This window comes from Enterobacter sp. RHBSTW-00975 (genome assembly GCF_013615235.1).
GTDB lineage: Bacteria > Pseudomonadota > Gammaproteobacteria > Enterobacterales > Enterobacteriaceae > Enterobacter > Enterobacter ludwigii.
The window spans coordinates 1,472,500-1,487,640 of record NZ_CP055883.1 but is presented as its reverse complement, the minus strand read 5'-3'; the positions used below and the strand labels follow the sequence as shown (position 1 = coordinate 1,487,640).

17 protein-coding genes are annotated in these 15,141 nt (G+C 55.2%); 5 read left to right on the top strand and 12 right to left on the bottom strand.

The genetic code is table 11. The features are described 5' to 3' along the window. Nucleotides 1–13: 13 nt before the first annotated feature. The 9 genes from gspK to gspC are packed head-to-tail and all read right to left on the bottom strand — an operon-like array spanning nucleotide 14 to nucleotide 8,314. Entirely contained in the window at nucleotides 14–1,024 is a 1,011-nt protein-coding gene (gspK, locus tag HV340_RS07175) for a type II secretion system minor pseudopilin GspK (protein ID WP_181216391.1), read from the bottom strand. Continuing rightward, nucleotides 1,021–1,644: a type II secretion system minor pseudopilin GspJ gene (gene gspJ / locus HV340_RS07170; protein ID WP_047355708.1), complete on the bottom strand. Its 624-nt coding sequence runs from the start codon at nucleotides 1,642–1,644 to the stop codon at nucleotides 1,021–1,023. Before gspJ ends, gspK begins: the two co-directional genes overlap by 4 nt. Continuing rightward, nucleotides 1,641–2,021 carry a type II secretion system minor pseudopilin GspI gene (gspI, locus tag HV340_RS07165; RefSeq protein ID WP_044868487.1) on the bottom strand — a complete coding sequence of 127 codons (381 nt, stop codon included), beginning with the start codon at nucleotides 2,019–2,021 and terminating at the stop codon, nucleotides 1,641–1,643. The genes gspJ and gspI overlap by 4 nt, the downstream gene beginning before the upstream one ends. Beyond that, nucleotides 2,014–2,499 carry a type II secretion system minor pseudopilin GspH gene (gene gspH, locus HV340_RS07160; RefSeq protein ID WP_014169335.1) on the bottom strand — a complete coding sequence of 162 codons (486 nt, stop codon included), beginning with the start codon at nucleotides 2,497–2,499 and terminating at the stop codon, nucleotides 2,014–2,016. The genes gspI and gspH overlap by 8 nt, the downstream gene beginning before the upstream one ends. After that, nucleotides 2,499–2,948: a type II secretion system major pseudopilin GspG gene (gene gspG / locus HV340_RS07155; protein ID WP_014169334.1), complete on the bottom strand. Its 450-nt coding sequence runs from the start codon at nucleotides 2,946–2,948 to the stop codon at nucleotides 2,499–2,501. Before gspG ends, gspH begins: the two co-directional genes overlap by 1 nt. 3 nt (nucleotides 2,949–2,951) lie before the next feature. After that, complete coding sequence (gspF, locus tag HV340_RS07150) at nucleotides 2,952–4,160, bottom strand: type II secretion system inner membrane protein GspF (RefSeq protein ID WP_181216390.1); 1,209 nt, start codon at nucleotides 4,158–4,160, stop codon at nucleotides 2,952–2,954. Next, nucleotides 4,160–5,638 carry a type II secretion system ATPase GspE gene (gene gspE, locus HV340_RS07145; protein WP_014169332.1) on the bottom strand — a complete coding sequence of 493 codons (1,479 nt, stop codon included), beginning with the start codon at nucleotides 5,636–5,638 and terminating at the stop codon, nucleotides 4,160–4,162. The genes gspF and gspE overlap by 1 nt, the downstream gene beginning before the upstream one ends. 14 nt (nucleotides 5,639–5,652) lie before the next feature. After that, nucleotides 5,653–7,569, bottom strand: a complete 1,917-nt coding sequence (gene gspD, locus HV340_RS07140; RefSeq protein ID WP_032677771.1) for a type II secretion system secretin GspD — start codon at nucleotides 7,567–7,569, stop codon at nucleotides 5,653–5,655. A 13-nt stretch (nucleotides 7,570–7,582) separates the two neighbouring features. Continuing rightward, a complete protein-coding gene (gspC, locus tag HV340_RS07135; RefSeq protein ID WP_181216545.1) occupies nucleotides 7,583–8,314 on the bottom strand; it encodes a type II secretion system protein GspC in 732 nt (243 codons plus the stop codon). A 300-nt stretch (nucleotides 8,315–8,614) separates the two neighbouring features. On the opposite strand from gspC, the gene HV340_RS07130 reads away from it, so the two are divergent. Both HV340_RS07130 and HV340_RS07125 read left to right on the top strand, forming a co-directional pair. Further along, on the top strand, nucleotides 8,615–10,177 hold the full coding sequence (locus HV340_RS07130) for an ExeA family protein (protein ID WP_104440268.1): 1,563 nt from the start codon (nucleotides 8,615–8,617) through the stop codon (nucleotides 10,175–10,177). After that, on the top strand, nucleotides 10,177–10,773 hold the full coding sequence (locus HV340_RS07125) for a hypothetical protein (RefSeq protein WP_059306517.1): 597 nt from the start codon (nucleotides 10,177–10,179) through the stop codon (nucleotides 10,771–10,773). Before HV340_RS07130 ends, HV340_RS07125 begins: the two co-directional genes overlap by 1 nt. Here the strand turns inward: HV340_RS07125 and HV340_RS07120 are convergent, their stop codons facing one another. The 3 genes from HV340_RS07120 to HV340_RS07110 form a co-directional block, all read right to left on the bottom strand. Further along, nucleotides 10,774–11,397 (bottom strand): helix-turn-helix domain-containing protein, encoded by a 624-nt coding sequence (locus HV340_RS07120; protein WP_020884862.1) that lies wholly within the window; start codon nucleotides 11,395–11,397, stop codon nucleotides 10,774–10,776. Between the two features lie 268 nt (nucleotides 11,398–11,665). Beyond that, the gene (locus HV340_RS07115) at nucleotides 11,666–12,496 is read right to left on the bottom strand and encodes an N-acetylmuramoyl-L-alanine amidase (protein WP_020884863.1); all 831 of its coding nucleotides are present in this window, start codon (nucleotides 12,494–12,496) and stop codon (nucleotides 11,666–11,668) included. Further along, nucleotides 12,493–12,816, bottom strand: coding sequence for a heavy metal-binding domain-containing protein (locus HV340_RS07110; RefSeq protein ID WP_006174327.1), 324 nt, complete (start codon nucleotides 12,814–12,816; stop codon nucleotides 12,493–12,495). Before HV340_RS07110 ends, HV340_RS07115 begins: the two co-directional genes overlap by 4 nt. A gap of 97 nt (nucleotides 12,817–12,913) precedes the next feature. Here HV340_RS07110 and HV340_RS07105 point away from each other — a divergent pair, with 97 nt between their 5' ends. From HV340_RS07105 to artI, 3 genes are all read left to right on the top strand, one after another. Next, nucleotides 12,914–13,432 carry a lipoprotein gene (locus HV340_RS07105; RefSeq protein WP_014169325.1) on the top strand — a complete coding sequence of 173 codons (519 nt, stop codon included), beginning with the start codon at nucleotides 12,914–12,916 and terminating at the stop codon, nucleotides 13,430–13,432. 226 nt (nucleotides 13,433–13,658) lie between these two features. Further along, entirely contained in the window at nucleotides 13,659–14,387 is a 729-nt protein-coding gene (gene artP / locus HV340_RS07100) for an arginine ABC transporter ATP-binding protein ArtP (protein ID WP_014169324.1), read from the top strand. A gap of 20 nt (nucleotides 14,388–14,407) precedes the next feature. Further along, nucleotides 14,408–15,139 (top strand): arginine ABC transporter substrate-binding protein ArtI, encoded by a 732-nt coding sequence (artI, locus tag HV340_RS07095; RefSeq protein WP_020884864.1) that lies wholly within the window; start codon nucleotides 14,408–14,410, stop codon nucleotides 15,137–15,139. The last annotated feature ends 2 nt before the right edge of the window (nucleotides 15,140–15,141 follow it).

The following is a 15,141-nucleotide window of genomic DNA, read 5'->3' as shown; positions in this document are numbered from 1 at the left end:
CCATCTGCTTTTCTTATTCAATCATTCGGTAACGACGTTGCCACGTCACGATCTCACCGGCTTCGTTATTGACCTGAAGCTGGCTTACCACGCGAAGCGTTAGCGCATCGGTGTTGCCGGTATAGTTAACGCGGAAGTACCGGCTTTGGGTGGAGAGTTGTCCGGCCACCTGCGGAAGGTCGTCTTTCACCTGCGGGAAGGCCTGCTCCAGCACGTTGCTGAAGGTTTCCATATTTTCCCAGCCGGTTTCAGGTCGCGATTCAATCAGGCGAACGGCATCGTCTTGCGTTATTTTTCCGGGGAACATGGCGGCCAGTAAGGCGGCCTGTTCCGGTTTCAGGGTGTTCACATCCACCTTGCTGGCGGTATCCGGTAAGGCACACAGCAGCGTGCTCACCTTCCGGTATGCCGTTGCCGGAAATGCCGGCAGCAGCGTGATCTCAGCGATCGTGCGCATCATCTGGTTTGCGGGCTGCCGGGGGGGCACCACGCCTGCCCAGGCATCGCTCTCCGCCCCCTCGCTGGCCGTGGTGGTATCGCCATCCAGATAGTCCACCAGCTGCGAGTAAACCTCGTGCGCCGTGGACTGGCTGAGGCCACTCCCGGTCAGGAGTTGCTCAACAATCTGCTCTTTCCGCGGTTTTTCCGGCACCGCGGGCGCATTTTGCCCCTGCGCGATGTCATCGGCCGCCAGCAGATTATTCACGTTGAAGCAGTCCTGGGCGTCTTCCACCTGGCTGACCACCGTGTAATCGTCACCCCGGGTCTCCAGCGGCTGGTGCCAGTCACCCTGCAGGGTAAGGGCTTTACTCTCACCGCTGGCGTCGCTCTGCAGACGATCTTTAACCACCTTCTCCTGAGCCTGCATGGCCCAGCGCAGCTGCTGCTGACTCACCTGGTAATGGGTTTTCTGCAGATTGCGGCAGAACTGCTGGCTGATTCTGGCAGCCAGCGCCGACATCATGACCAGCAGGATCAGTACCACCAGCAGCGCGACGCCTTTCTGTTTACGTAAAGCCTTCATGATGTCGCTTCCGCTGCAGGTGGCGCGGCAGGTGCGTCTGCGGGCGCTGGCGCGGCGGCCTCGGGGATATCGCCCGGCGTTGTAAACACCCAGCGCCAGGTTTCCCCGTTTTCCATCGTCAGCGTCAGCTCGACGCCATCCGGCAGATGTGCCGGGTCGTTCCAGCTTTTTTGCCAGCCCTGACGGTAAAAACGCCACTGCAGGGATTTCACCTCGCCGACAATCGGCACCGCATCGGGTCTGGCACCCGCCGGGCTGTCAATCACCGGCCAGACATCCCGGTACAGTCGCCCCTCTTCCAGCCGCCAGCGCACGCGCTCCAGCTGTACGGTTCCGCTCACGCCGTTCAGCGTGGTCAGCTCAAGGCCGTCATCCCCCTGACGAAATGTATCCGGCTCGTTGCGCGGCGCACGCGCCTGAAGCTGATAGAAATCGCGTTCCATCAGGCTCCAGGCACGCTGAAGCTGATTGAGCTTTGCCGCGCTGGCCTCCGTCGCCGAACTGGTGCGCATCGCCCCGTCGAGGATTTGCCAGGCCAGGGTGCTGATCACCGCAAAAATGGTCAGCGCAATCATGATCTCCAGCAGGGTAAATCCCCGCTGGCGTCGGATTTTCTTCACGGTTCCTCTCCCGGCGCGATAACCTGCAGTGAAATAACCGGCTGGCTTTCATCGCCTTCTGCATAGACGCGGATGGCATTCGCCCAGCCGTTAGACGCGGTTTTTACGCGCTGCTTTCGCCAGGCCCAGCTGCGCCCGCCCATGACCTCTGCCCCCTGCGCTTCAGCGTCAGGAAAATCACGTCTGTTGAGCTGCGCCTCCGCCAGTTGATTTTCGGCGACCCAGCTGGCCTGCAATGTATCGGCCAGCCCGTGGGTGAAACGCACGTTCAGGGAGACCGAGTTCATCAGCGCCAGTGCGGCGGTGGAGAAGATGACCAGCGCGACCATCACCTCCAGCAGAGTCATCCCCTTTTGCTTTCTCTTGCCGTTAGCCATCGTTTTCTACCGTTACAGGGGCCGCGCCTTGCGACACCACGCGGAAATGGTGCGCGTTGTCGCGGCTTTGCAGCGCCAGCGTAAAGCGGCTGATTTCACCGTCCGGCAGAAATAACACCTGCGGTTCGGATGTCACCGTGGCGGCGAGACGCTGCGGCGTGAGCGAGACGTGCATCTCCGGCGGAAAATCACCCCGGGTCGTTATCCGCCCCGCGGATAACGACACCCAGTGACGTTCACCGTTTTTATCCTCGAGCGTCACCAGCCGATATTTATCCGCGGTCATAACCAACCCCACGATATTTCCGTCCATCACTGCCCGGTCTGAACCATAATCAACGAGGGCTTTTAATTGCTGACCAAATATATCCGCACCGCTGCGTGAGGGTATTGTTGAAACCACCATCATGGCGCAACTGGCAAATATCACCAGCGCCAGAATAATTTCCAGCAACGTAAAGCCGCGTTGACGTTTCATTATTTCTCTTTCTTATCCAGAGACCAGTTTGTAATATCATCGGCGGTATTGGCTTCGCCATCCGGACCGGCGGAGAAAACGTCTACGGCACCGTGTTCACCCGGGCTGACCAGAATATAATCCCCGCCCCACGGGTCCTGCGGCAGGCGGCGGATATAACCGTCCGCACGGTAGCCGTTGGGAATGGGCGCAATCTCTGGCTTCGTGACCAGCGCCTGCAAGCCCTGTTCGGTGGTGGGATAGCGGTGATTATCCAGCTTATACATATCCAGCGAGCCTTCGAGCGCGACGATATCGCTGGTCGCTTTTTGGGTATCCGCTTTTTCTTTATTGCCCATTAAATTGGGTACCACCATACTCGCGAGTACGCCGAGAATAACAATAACCACCATTAATTCGAGCAAGGTGAAGCCCGCCTGGCGAGCCAGGTGTTTACGTTTTATAGCCATGATTTAACCTACCATATTATTAAGTTGCAGAAGCGGTTGTAATATTGACAGGACGATGAATAAAACAATCGTCGCCATAGATACCACCAGTGCCGGTTCAAATACCGACAGCGTTAACGTAATACGATGCTGTAATGCCGATTCCTGGTTTTCCGCCGCGCGGTCCATTAAATGGCCTAATTCCCCACTCTCTTCCCCGGAGGCAATCATATACAGCATGGTCGGCGGGAATAATTTCGCCTGCTCCAGAGCCGCATAAAGCGATGCCCCCTGGCGCACGGTATCCGCCGCCTGCTCCAGCACCTGCCGGGCATACCGGTTTTCGATCCCGTCCATCGCGATATACATCCCCTCCAGCAACGGCACGCTACTGGCCTGCAGAATGCTCAGGGTACGGATATAGCGGGCGCTGTTGATGGCGCAGACCAGCTTTTTGACGGGCGAACCATTCACCAGCCAGTTGTGCCAGCGAAAACGATTTTTAGCGTTTCGAAGCCAGGCCTTAAAACCCATCATCCCGCCAGCCAGGCTGCCGACGATATAGAGGCCGTAAACCTGCAGGAAATCACTCACCGCGATCAGCGTGCGGGTGGTGATCGGCAGCTGCTGTTTCATATGGGTGAACTGCTCAATCACCTGGGGCACAACCGCCACCAGCAGAATGCCGATCACCGCGATGGCCACCACGGTCAGGGTGATCGGGTAGACCATCGCCTGCGTCAGTTTGCTTTTCATCTTCTGACGCTGCTCGTTGTACTCGGCCAGCTTTTCCAGCACGTCGCCCAGATGGCCGGTCTTTTCACCGGCCATTACCAACGTGCAGTAGAGCTTGTCGAAGCTGCGCGGAAACTGGCTGAAAGCGTCAAACAGCGTATGCCCTTCCACTACCTTCTCGCGGATGTCCACCACCATCGCCGCGAGCTTTTTGTCCTCCGTCTGTTTCGCGATTGCCTTCAGCGCGCTCTCCAGCGGCAGCGCAGCGTTGACAAGCGTCGACAGCTGACGGGTAAACATCGACAGCACCGGCGTGGAGAGTTTTGCCCCGGCGTTCGCATTACCGGCAGCCGCAACCTCACGGGTTTCGTTGATACTGACGGGCATCAGCTTTTGCTCGCGCAACATCTGGCGAACCTGCTTTTGCCCCTCAGCCTGCAACGTGCCACGCCGGGTTTTGCCCGCGGTATCCCTCGCCGTCCAGGCGTAGAAGGCCATTACGCATCTCCTCCGCGCTCGGCGGTGACGCGCATCACCTCTTCCAGCGAAGTGACGCCGCCGATCACCTTCAGCAGCCCGTTCTCACGCAGGCTGTAGGCCTGCTTAAAGAGCTCGGTTTCGATGGCCATTTCGTCTTTATCTTCATGAATGGCGCGGCGCAGGGTGCTGTCGACCACCAGAAATTCATGAATACCGGCGCGCCCCTGATAGCCGCTCTGGCGGCAGTGTTCGCACCCCACCGCGCGATAGATCGCGTGTGGCGGCTGGTCCATAAAGCTGAACAGCGCCTTTTCATTGTCATCCAGCGGACTGGTGGTACGGCAGTGCGGACACAGCCGACGCACCAGACGCTGGGCAATGACCCCCAGTAACGATGAACCGATTAAAAATGACTCCAGCCCCATATCCCGCAGGCGGGTTATCGCCCCGGCGGCGCTGTTGGTGTGCAGCGTAGACATGACCAGGTGACCGGTGAGCGACGCCTGCACCGCAATTTGTGCCGTCTCGGCGTCACGGATTTCGCCGATCATCACCACGTCCGGGTCCTGGCGCAGAATCGCGCGCAGCCCGCGGGCAAAGGTCATGTCCACGCGCGGGTTAACCTGCGTCTGCCCCACCCCTTCCAGCTCGTATTCAATAGGATCTTCTACGGTCAGGATGTTGCGCTCATGGCCGTTCAGCGCCGAAAGAATCGCGTACAGGGTGGTACTTTTACCGGAACCCGTTGGCCCGGTGACCAGGATAATGCCGTGCGGGCGGTCAATCAGCCCTTGTAACTTCTCCCGTTCTTCATCAATCAGCCCAAGCTTGTTGATATCAGGCTTGAGATTGCTTTTATCGAGCAGACGCATGACCACGCGTTCACCATACTGGGACGGAATGGTCGATACGCGCACGTCGACCGCCTTACGGCCAATGCGCAGGGAAATACGGCCATCCTGCGGCAGACGTTTCTCCGCGATATCCAGCCGGGACATCACCTTGATACGCGAAACCAGCAGCGGCGCGAGCTTACGCGCGGGCTGCAACACCGGACGCAGCACGCCGTCGACGCGAAAGCGAATGCTCAGCGTACGCTCGAAGGTTTCAATATGAATATCCGACGCGCCCTCTTTTACCGCCTCGCCGAGAATGGCGTTGATCAGGCGGATCACCGGCGAGTTTTCATCGTTATCGAGCAGATCTTCGTTATCCGGGATCTCCTCGGTTAACGCCATCAGATCGATATCGGCGTCCATATCGTCCACCAGTTGCTGGGACACCCCGCTGCTCTGCTGCCAGATCCTGGCCAGCATTTCATCGAAGGCTTCCGCCGTCAGGGTGACCGGGACAAACGCGCGTCCCAGCACCCGACGCACTTCCAGCAGCGCGAGTGCCGGGGTGTCATCACGGATATAGACCGCATCGTGATAAAATAAAACGCCGTTATCTTTTGCGTAGCCGCTGCTACACAGGGTTTTGCTCAGTTCGTCCACGTGATACCTCCGCCTTACTCTTTAAACGGATTGCGGGACGCGCTGGTTTTCACCGTTGCAGCACTCGCAGCAGGGAACGCGGGTAACACGGCGTTATCCGCCGGTTCAATGATCCCGAGCTTTTTCTCCTCAACGCGCTGCTGCTGGCGGGCGCGGATCTGGTCATATTTCTCTTTCGACGCCGCGCTGTAGTTGTCGTCGTCACGCAGCACGGTGGTATGAATAAAGACCATCAGGTTGCGTTTGGACGCGTCCTGCGAGGTGTAGCGGAAAAGCTGCCCGACCAGCGGAATATCCCCCAGCAGCGGCACTTTGGACACCGACTGCTTAGTGACATTCTCCATCAGGCCACCGAGCACCACCGTTTGCCCGCTGTGCACCATCACTTCGTTATTGATGGTTCGGGTATTAAAGGTTGGGCCAAGGCTGGCGTCTTCCGTTGCGCTGTTGTCGACGCTTGAGACTTCCTGCTCAATCTTCAGGTGGATCATGTCGCCGTCGTTGATTTGCGGCACAATTTTCAGTTTGGTCCCCACCGTCTTGCGCTCTACGGAGTTAAAGACATTATCGCCACTGGTGGTCTGCGAACCGGAAAGCACCGGCACGTCCTGACCGACATTGAATGACGCCTCTTTGTTATCCAGCGTGACCACGCTTGGCGTGGAAAGAATGTCGTTTTTGCCGTCGGTTGAGAGCGCGGTCATCAGCGCACCGAAATCACCGTTAAAGAAGCCGGTCGCCAGGCCAGTAAAGCTGGCGCCCTTGATGGTGCCATTTTTTATCTGACTAATGGGCAGGCCGGTGGAGCCGAACTGGACACCACCGTGCTTGCCGGTCCACTGCACGCCGAGATCCAGACCGTTGCCGTCCTGCACTTCAGCAATGATGGCTTCCACCAGCACCTGCGGACGGCGGATGTCGAGCTTATCGATCACCTTCTCCAGGGAGTTCATCACGTTAGGCTGCGCGGTGATCACCAGCGAGTTGGTTGACTCGTCGGCGGTAATATTCAGATCGGTTGCCGCGGTGGCAGTTTTCGCCTTCGCGGTGCCGGCTTTGTCTTTCAGCTGTTCGCCAATACCGGTGAGCACCGGAACCACTTTGGTGGCGCTGGCGTACTTGAGATAGAAGACGCGGGTATTCCCCTCGTTGTTCTGCTCGCGATCTAACTCATGGATCAGGCTGCGGGTACGCGTGCGCGCATCCTCCGAACCGCTGATCACCAGGCTGTTGGTTTCGTCATCTGCCACCACTTTGGTGGCCAACTGCGGCGCGTTCTGCCCTTTCTGCTCTTCGTTGTTGAGATTATTCAACATGTCGGAGAGCGCTTTGGCGGAAGCAAAGCGCAGGGGGACGATTTCGCGACGCTGAACACCGTCTTTATCCACGCGCTGGACCAGATCCACCAGCCGGTTCACCACGGACGCTTTACCGGTTAACAGCAGCACGTTGGAAGGCTCGAAGTGCACCACGTTGCCGATGCCGGTAGCATCGTTCAGTTGACGCAACAGCGGCGCGAGTTCACGCACCGGCACGTTTTCCATGCGCACGACACGGGTAATAATCTCATCGCCTTTGCCCGGGTTTGTGCTGTCTGCCAGCGGCGCACCGGCGGTGCGGGCCACGCTTGAGCGCACCACTTTAACCATGCCGTTATCCATCGGGATCACCGAGAGACCGTAGAGATCCAGCACGCTCAGGAAGAACTGGTAATACTCATCCTCCGTCAGCACGTTGTAGGTTCTGACAGATACGGAGCCCTGAACCGACGGGTCGACGAGAATGGTTTTGTTAAGGTTGCGGCCTACCGTATCGATAAACTCGCGGATATCGGTATTTTTAAAACTCGCGCTAAAGTTGGCTGCGAGCAGCGAACCCGAATATAACGACAATGCGGTCAGCGCCACGCACGCCCATGGAAATTTCTTCATGTCTGTACACTTATTAATTGTTAAGAACATTGACCCGAATATTTTCAAGGTGAGCGTGACGTCTGACGACAACCTCCGCTTCTTTCATTTTTGACCATTCAGCAATAATATTTTTTGCCTTGACTTCATCGGTCATATCGACAGCATTCACTTCGACTGCCACATCCCCTTTTTTCAGTCCTGAATGGCTATAAAAGGAAGAGGCATTCCGGGGATTAATGGCATAGCCTTCCAGTTGGCCTTTTTCGACAACCGGTTTTAATACCAGATAATCATTCAGATGCAGTGTGTCTGCGCCTGCATCTTTTGTCGATTTGGTTACCGGGCCGCTATCAACGCCACCCTTGAAATAATCCGGTTTCTTTAAGGCCAGCGTCTGCGTGATGCCTTCATAATTCACGACGACACTGTCTTTGTTAATTTCCTGAATAAAGGCATCGTTAAACCCGGTCAGCGGCTCCCCTTCGCGGTAGCTCTTCTGGCCCGCGGGCGTTTTAATAACAACGAAGGAAAGCCAGGGGTCATCACTGCGCACAATGCCTTCTATTTCCGCCGCCAGCGGGGCTTTTAGCGCAGCCGGCCCAATGTCCTGACGTGCTGCAGCCGTGAAAAGCGTGAATGTTTTCTCTTCGCGGCGGTTTTTCAGCGGCTGCGCATCAGAGTTAGCCAACCTATTCGTAACCTTTTTATAATCTTTAAACGTGAAATACCCTTGCTGGCCGCTAAAAATTAACAGCGCCAACATCATGCAAGGGGTTATCCACCGTGACAGAAATGAGAACCTCATTTTTCATCTGGCCTTTAACAAAGCGAAAATAAGCAGCATCACGCTGCGACAAAACGTGTGAAGAGAGTAATGAGACGCGGTGAATACGACCATCGACTTCGCCACCAACTTTAATAAAGAAAATTATTGACCGTCTAAAATCGAGGTGTTAGGACATTTCTGCCGGATATTTTTACCCAGTTGAAAAATTGATCGCCCCGTCTCCTTACCGTAATTTCACGACCTGTTGCTATTCCTAATCAGAGACGGTAAGTCGTTATGTATCAGAGCCACTTTACTTTTAAAACCCCGCCCTTCAGGAAGGTCACCCGCTTATCCGGGGATTTTCTGGTGCCTTATCATCAGGACGTCTTTAACCTGCTGAAAGAGAAAACCCAACAGGCGGGAATATGCGGGCTCTTTAGCGATGATACCTCGCTGTTGGGCCAGTTCAGCGATGCGCTGAAAAACAGCGACAACCGCGTTCTTGCCATCAACGCGTTTCCAAAACTGAGCGCCAGTAGCCTGCTGTACAAGCTCAGCCCGGACACGAAAGCAATCACCAGCCGTATTCAGGCGGTCGATACCGTGCTGCAGCAGTGGCAGGCCGGGAAAACGCAGGCCACCGTGCTGGTCATTTCCCATACTGAAGCCATGAAAGAGACCTGCCGGACGGTGCTGGGGATGTTGCTCACCCGTGCGCAGGAGCTGGGGTTTCATTTATCGGTGGTGCTGACGGGCGCGGAAAATCAGGCGGCGCTGCTACAGCAATCTGATCTGCGTGAATATGTGCATACCCACCACACCTTGCGCCCCCTGACATGCCGTGAATATCTCAGCTACGTGCAGGCGCAGTGCGAAGAGCACGGAGGCGAAAGCTCGCCGTTATCCCCGGCGCGCGTGCGTAAGATGCACGCAATGACAAAAGGGAAAATCAGTGAACTGAATGCGCTGGCGCACCTGTCGATGCTCGCGGCCTGGACCGAACGCGCAAGCCAGGTCAGTCCGCGACATTTACGCCTGGCGGCCGCGGAGGTGCTGCCCGCGAAAAAACAGGGTAAGCGTCTGGCAACGGTTTCACTGTTTGCCTCTGTGCTGTTCGCGGCTTGCGGCTGGTATTTCACCGCCTCAATGACTGCTCGCCTCCCGGTTTCTCTGCCGGTCCCGATAAGCTGGAAACACCCAGCCGCCCCCCTTCAGGCCCCCGTCGTGCCGGTTATCGACAAGGAAATAGTCAATCAGGCGGACGCGATGCATCAGCTTTATCTGATGTGGGGGTATGACGCCTCGGCGGACGATGCGCTGTGTCAAAACGCGGTGAAGGTAAACCTGATGTGTAAGCAGGGAAATGCCTCTCCGGATGCGCTGGCAGGCGAAGGTTATCCGTGGGTGAGCGAGCTCAAAACCGGCAATCATCTTAACTATGCGGTAGTTGCCCGCGTCGGAGAAACCTCGATGGACCTGCTGATGAATAACCGGACCTGGCAGGTCAGTCGCAGCTGGTTTAACCGGCATGCAACCGGAAACTATACGCAACTGCACCGCCTGACGCCGGAAGGTAAAGACGCCATCAGCACAACCAGTGACGGCAAAGAGATGACCTGGCTTGATCAGCAACTGAGCCAGGCCCTTTCTCAGCCTGAAACCCACGCTCAGCGCTGGACTGCGGAGATGATGAAACGCACTCGCGCGTTCCAGCAAAAAATGCATCTGCATGTGGACGGTATTCCCGGCGAAGAGACATTGATGCAGTTAATGCGGGAAACCAACACCACGCCGAGCGTATTGATCCAGGCTTCGCATGCGATACCGGATGCGAAAATGCAGGAGAAGCATTCCTGATGTCTACTATCAGCCTTGCGGCTCAGCGCAGTTACACTACCGGGGAAGCGGTCTGGTTTTCATATCGCCTTCCCGGACTGAGAAACGTTTTTGCCCACATCGTTTTAGGACTCCTGGGTCTGTGCGCCATGCTGATGGCCGGGTTGTACGCGCATGTATATTGGGATCTGCGCCACCCTGCACCCGCCCCCATCAACGCGAGCAGCGCCAGACCGGAAACACAGCTTTCAGATATGCATTATGTGTATGTGAGCAAACCCTTCCCGCATCCGCACCCTAAACCTGCGCCGGTGCATGAGGATATGCCTGCCCTGCAGGATCTGCCGATTAACGGCGATGATACCGACTGGCAGCAGGCGCCTGAAGGAGCGGCTCAGCATGATACCGCGCGGGATACGTTACCCAGAACCGGGGCGCACACCGACGCTTCTGCACGGGCTGGCAGCGACAGTTCCTCATTAACAGAATTGTTTAAGCAGGCGTTAAAAGAACAAGAGCAGGATTATTCGCAAGGCAAAATTCCCGCGCCGCCGGTTGACGAAACGCAGGATATTTCCCGGTCCCCTTTACGTCATAAAGGAGACCGGCTGGAGTAATTAATATTTTTCAGGCAAGGATGTCAGGTTAAGGAGTCGCCCCTTTTCCACCACAATATACTGACCTTTTTTCAGGTCGGAGAGAATTTTAATAATGGTACTGCGTGCCAGGTTGGTGTATTCCTGAATATAGTCATATATATTGATATCACGCTGATGCTGAACAATCAGTTCATTAATCTCGTATAAAAATTCGCGCACTACCGAATAGGCGCTGCGGGCAACCAGCACATCGTCACGCTTGCTCAGCATACAAATATACCAGGAGAGCACTTTCGTCAGTTCCGGCCACAGATTGTTTTCAGTCATTAGCTGGGCGAAGTCCTCTTTTTTTATCGAGCGCACGACGGTATTTGACCGAATGAGGCCATACATGTGCGTGGCGCTGTAAAACATAGAACAAAGCCCAAATATACACGGCCCCTGAACGGTGAACATGCACAGTTCATCAGATTCGCGGCGGAACTCAACGTCGCCACTGACGATAATATGAATATACTGTGAATCACTGGTAGATATTTTCTGCCACTTTTTTAACGTCTTCTCTTCAAATCCTGACGTTGCAGAAATAATTGCGTTGACTTCGTTTTGCGGACGTAATTTTTTACCGTAGATGCTTAACATTATTATACCCAATTTAAGATGTGAAATATAAAACTCAGGATTAAGACGTAAGGCCTCAACCCAGGAATATTTTCCTGATGAAACACTCAAGGAGAAAATAAAAGTAGAAATTGTTTACGTTAATTTGCTGCTTTACTTAGCAAGCTATGTGTCCATCTTAAATCCGGATAATTTTAAGTCAATTAACTAAAAATGAATTGAGTTTGTACTTAAGATTAATCTTACTTAAATTACGCGAAAAATACTCACGAGGGGGTATCCCGCAGGATCACCCCTGTCCGTACTTTTCCAGAAGCGCTTCAGCGATGGCCAGCGTTTCACGGTCAGCCACACCATTCCACAGCTGTGGACGGAAGTGCATTTGAAACGCGGTAATCACTCTTTTCTGCTGCTGGGCTGTGGCAGCCTCCGGCACTTCATAGCCATACCGCGCTAACAGATCGAGCAGCAGTGCGCTGTCCACTTCCTGATAGCGTGGCTGCCCATTGAGATAAAAGTTGACGCGGTCCGGATCGGGCCAGGCACCCATTCCCTGCTGCGCCAGTTCGCGCCAGGGGAACAGCGGGCCGGGATCGTCTTTACGCTGGGGGGCAATATCAGAGTGCGCGACGACGTTCTGCGGCTTAATGTCGTAGCGGGCGATAATGTCTTTGGCGAGCGGGATCAGAGCAGCAATTTGCGCCGGCTCGAACGGGGTGAAGTGTTTTACTCCCGCCGTTTTTTGCCAGCCCCGGTTTTCCAGCTCAATCCCCACGGAGGTGTCATTAATACGGTTGGTGCCGCGCCAGAAGCTGATGCCGGCATGCCATGCCAGTTCGCTCTCCGGTACCAGTTGCCAGATACGCGGTTTGCCCTCAGGGGCAGGCGGTTTGGCGGGGATCAGGTAGTGAGAGCTGACATTCTTGTCGGTTAACGTCGCCAGCGAGCTGTCAAAGTCATCGGCGGTGTAGTGGATCACCAGCACCTTTATACGCGGGTAAGCCGCCTGGGCCTGATGGCGGGTATCCAGCTCATAGGCACCTTTATCAATAATGCCTTTTTCCGTGGCGCACCCTGCCAGCAACAGCGCCAGCAGGAGTGTGGCAAGCGAGCGCTTCATCGACGGGTTTTCACCGCCGTACCGCTTACGCTCACCATCAGCATGCTGGCATCTTTACCGACCGTTTCGTAGTCAATATCGATGCCTACCACGGCATCTGCACCCAGCGCCTTGGCCTGTTCGCCAAGCTCTTTAAACGCAATTTCGCGGGCTTTGCGCAGCTCTTTCTCATACGCGCCAGAACGTCCCCCCACGATATCGCGAATGCCGGCAAAGAAGTCCCGGAAAATGTTCGCGCCCAGTATGGCTTCGCCGGTGACCACGCCGCAGTACTCGGTAATAGGTTGCCCTTCCAGGGTAGGCGTTGTTGAAAACTGCATACTTTCTCTCCTTCTTTAGCGTTCAATGCCTTAGGTACAGCATTATCGGTTCGTTACGCTATGATTGAAAGGATAGTTAATAAATAAGGAAATCAACATGCGCTATTCAGCTTTAACACTTTTCGTGCCCTGCGCGCTGGTGCTCAGCGCCTGCACCACCACGGTCACGCCAGCCTTTAAGGATATTGGTACCCGCAGCGGCCCATGCATTGAGGGCGGCCCGGATACCGTGGCGCAACAGTTCTATGATTACCGCATACAGCACCGCAGCAATGATATTACCGCCCTGCGACCGTATCTGAGTGACGGCCTGGCGAAACTGCTGAGCGACGCCACCCGCGATCCGCAGCATAACGCGCTGCTTAAATCCGATCCGTTCTCCAGCCGCGCCACGCTGCCTGACAGCGCCGAGGTCACCAGTGCTTCAACGATCCCAAACACCGATGCGCGAAACATTCCCCTGCGCGTCAAACTGACCCAGGGAACCCAGACCTGGCAGGATGAAGTGCTGATGATCCGTGAAGGTCAGTGCTGGGCGGTGGACGACGTAAGGTACGTCGGTGGCAGCGTTCACGCCCCGGCAGGCACGCTCCGCCAGTCGATTGAAAACCGCTAAGCCTCCCGTTTAAAAAGCGTTAACCCCGTAAAATGTGCGGCATTTCATGCGGAATGCCGACATTTATACTCGCCGACATTGCCGTTCGCTATTTTGTGCTATGTTTAGAGGGTATTGCGGGTTATATTTAACTTTTAACGCAGAAATATTGCATAACTATTCTGTCAACGGTACTATCTGCGGCCTCAATTGCTATAGATTGCCTGGATGAGTAAAGACTGCCCCGATGAGTATTAAACTAAACGGCATTAACTGCTTCTACGGCGCACACCAGGCGCTGTTTGACATCACGCTGGACTGCCCGGAAGGCGAAACGCTGGTTTTGCTTGGCCCAAGCGGTGCAGGTAAAAGCTCCCTTCTGCGTGTCCTTAATCTGCTTGAAATGCCCCGTTCGGGTACGCTGGCTATCGCCGGTAACCATTTTGATTTCGCGAAAACACCGTCTGATAAAGCGATTCGTGAACTGCGTCAAAACGTTGGCATGGTCTTCCAGCAATACAATCTCTGGCCGCATCTGACCGTACTGCAAAACCTGATCGAAGCCCCGTGCCGCGTGCTGGGCTTAAGCAAAGATCAGGCGATCGCGCGTGCGGATAAGCTGCTGGAGCGTCTGCGCCTCAAGCCTTACAGCGACCGCTATCCGCTGCACCTGTCCGGTGGTCAGCAGCAACGTGTGGCGATTGCCCGTGCGCTGATGATGGAGCCTGCGGTACTGCTGTTTGATGAACCGACCGCGGCGCTGGATCCCGAAATTACCGCCCAGATCGTGAGCATCATTCGCGAGCTGGCGGAAACCCATATTACTCAGGTCATCGTAACCCATGAAGTGGAAGTGGCGCGCAAAACGGCCAGCCGCGTGGTCTACATGGAAAACGGGTATATCGTTGAGCAAGGTGATGCGAGCTGCTTCTCAAACCCGCAAACCGATGCGTTCAAAAACTATTTATCTCATTGATTGTGTCAGGGGAAATGATAATGAAAAAAGTATTACTTGCCGCGCTGCTCGCCAGCGTCACCCTTTCCGCTACCGCAGCCCAGACGATTCGTTTCGCGACTGAAGCGTCTTATCCTCCGTTTGAATCCATTGATGCGAACAATAAAATTGTCGGCTTTGACGTGGATCTGGCAAACGCCCTGTGTAAAGAGATCGACGCAACCTGTACCTTCAGCAACCAGGCCTTCGACAGCCTGATCCCAAGCCTGAAGTTCCGCCGTATCGACGCCGTTATGGCCGGAATGGATATCACCCCTGAGCGCGAAAAACAGGTTCTCTTCACCACCCCTTACTACGACAACTCTGCCCTGTTTATTGGTCAGAAAGGCAAATTCACGTCGGTTGATCAGCTGAAAGGCAAGAAAGTGGGCGTGCAGAACGGCACCACGCACCAGAAATTCATCATGGATAAACACCCGGAAATCACCACCGTTCCGTATGACAGCTACCAGAATGCGAAGCTGGATCTGCAGAACGGCCGTATTGATGGCGTGTTCGGCGACACCGCCGTGGTGACCGAATGGCTGAAAGCCAACGATAAACTGGCACCAGTGGGCGATAAAGTGACCGACAAGGATTACTTCGGCACGGGTCTGGGTATTGCCGTTCGTCAGGGCAACACTGAGCTGCAGCAGAAATTCAACGCTGCGCTGGAAAAAGTGAAGAAAGACGGCACCTACGAAACCATCTACAAAAAATGGTTCCAGAAGTAATT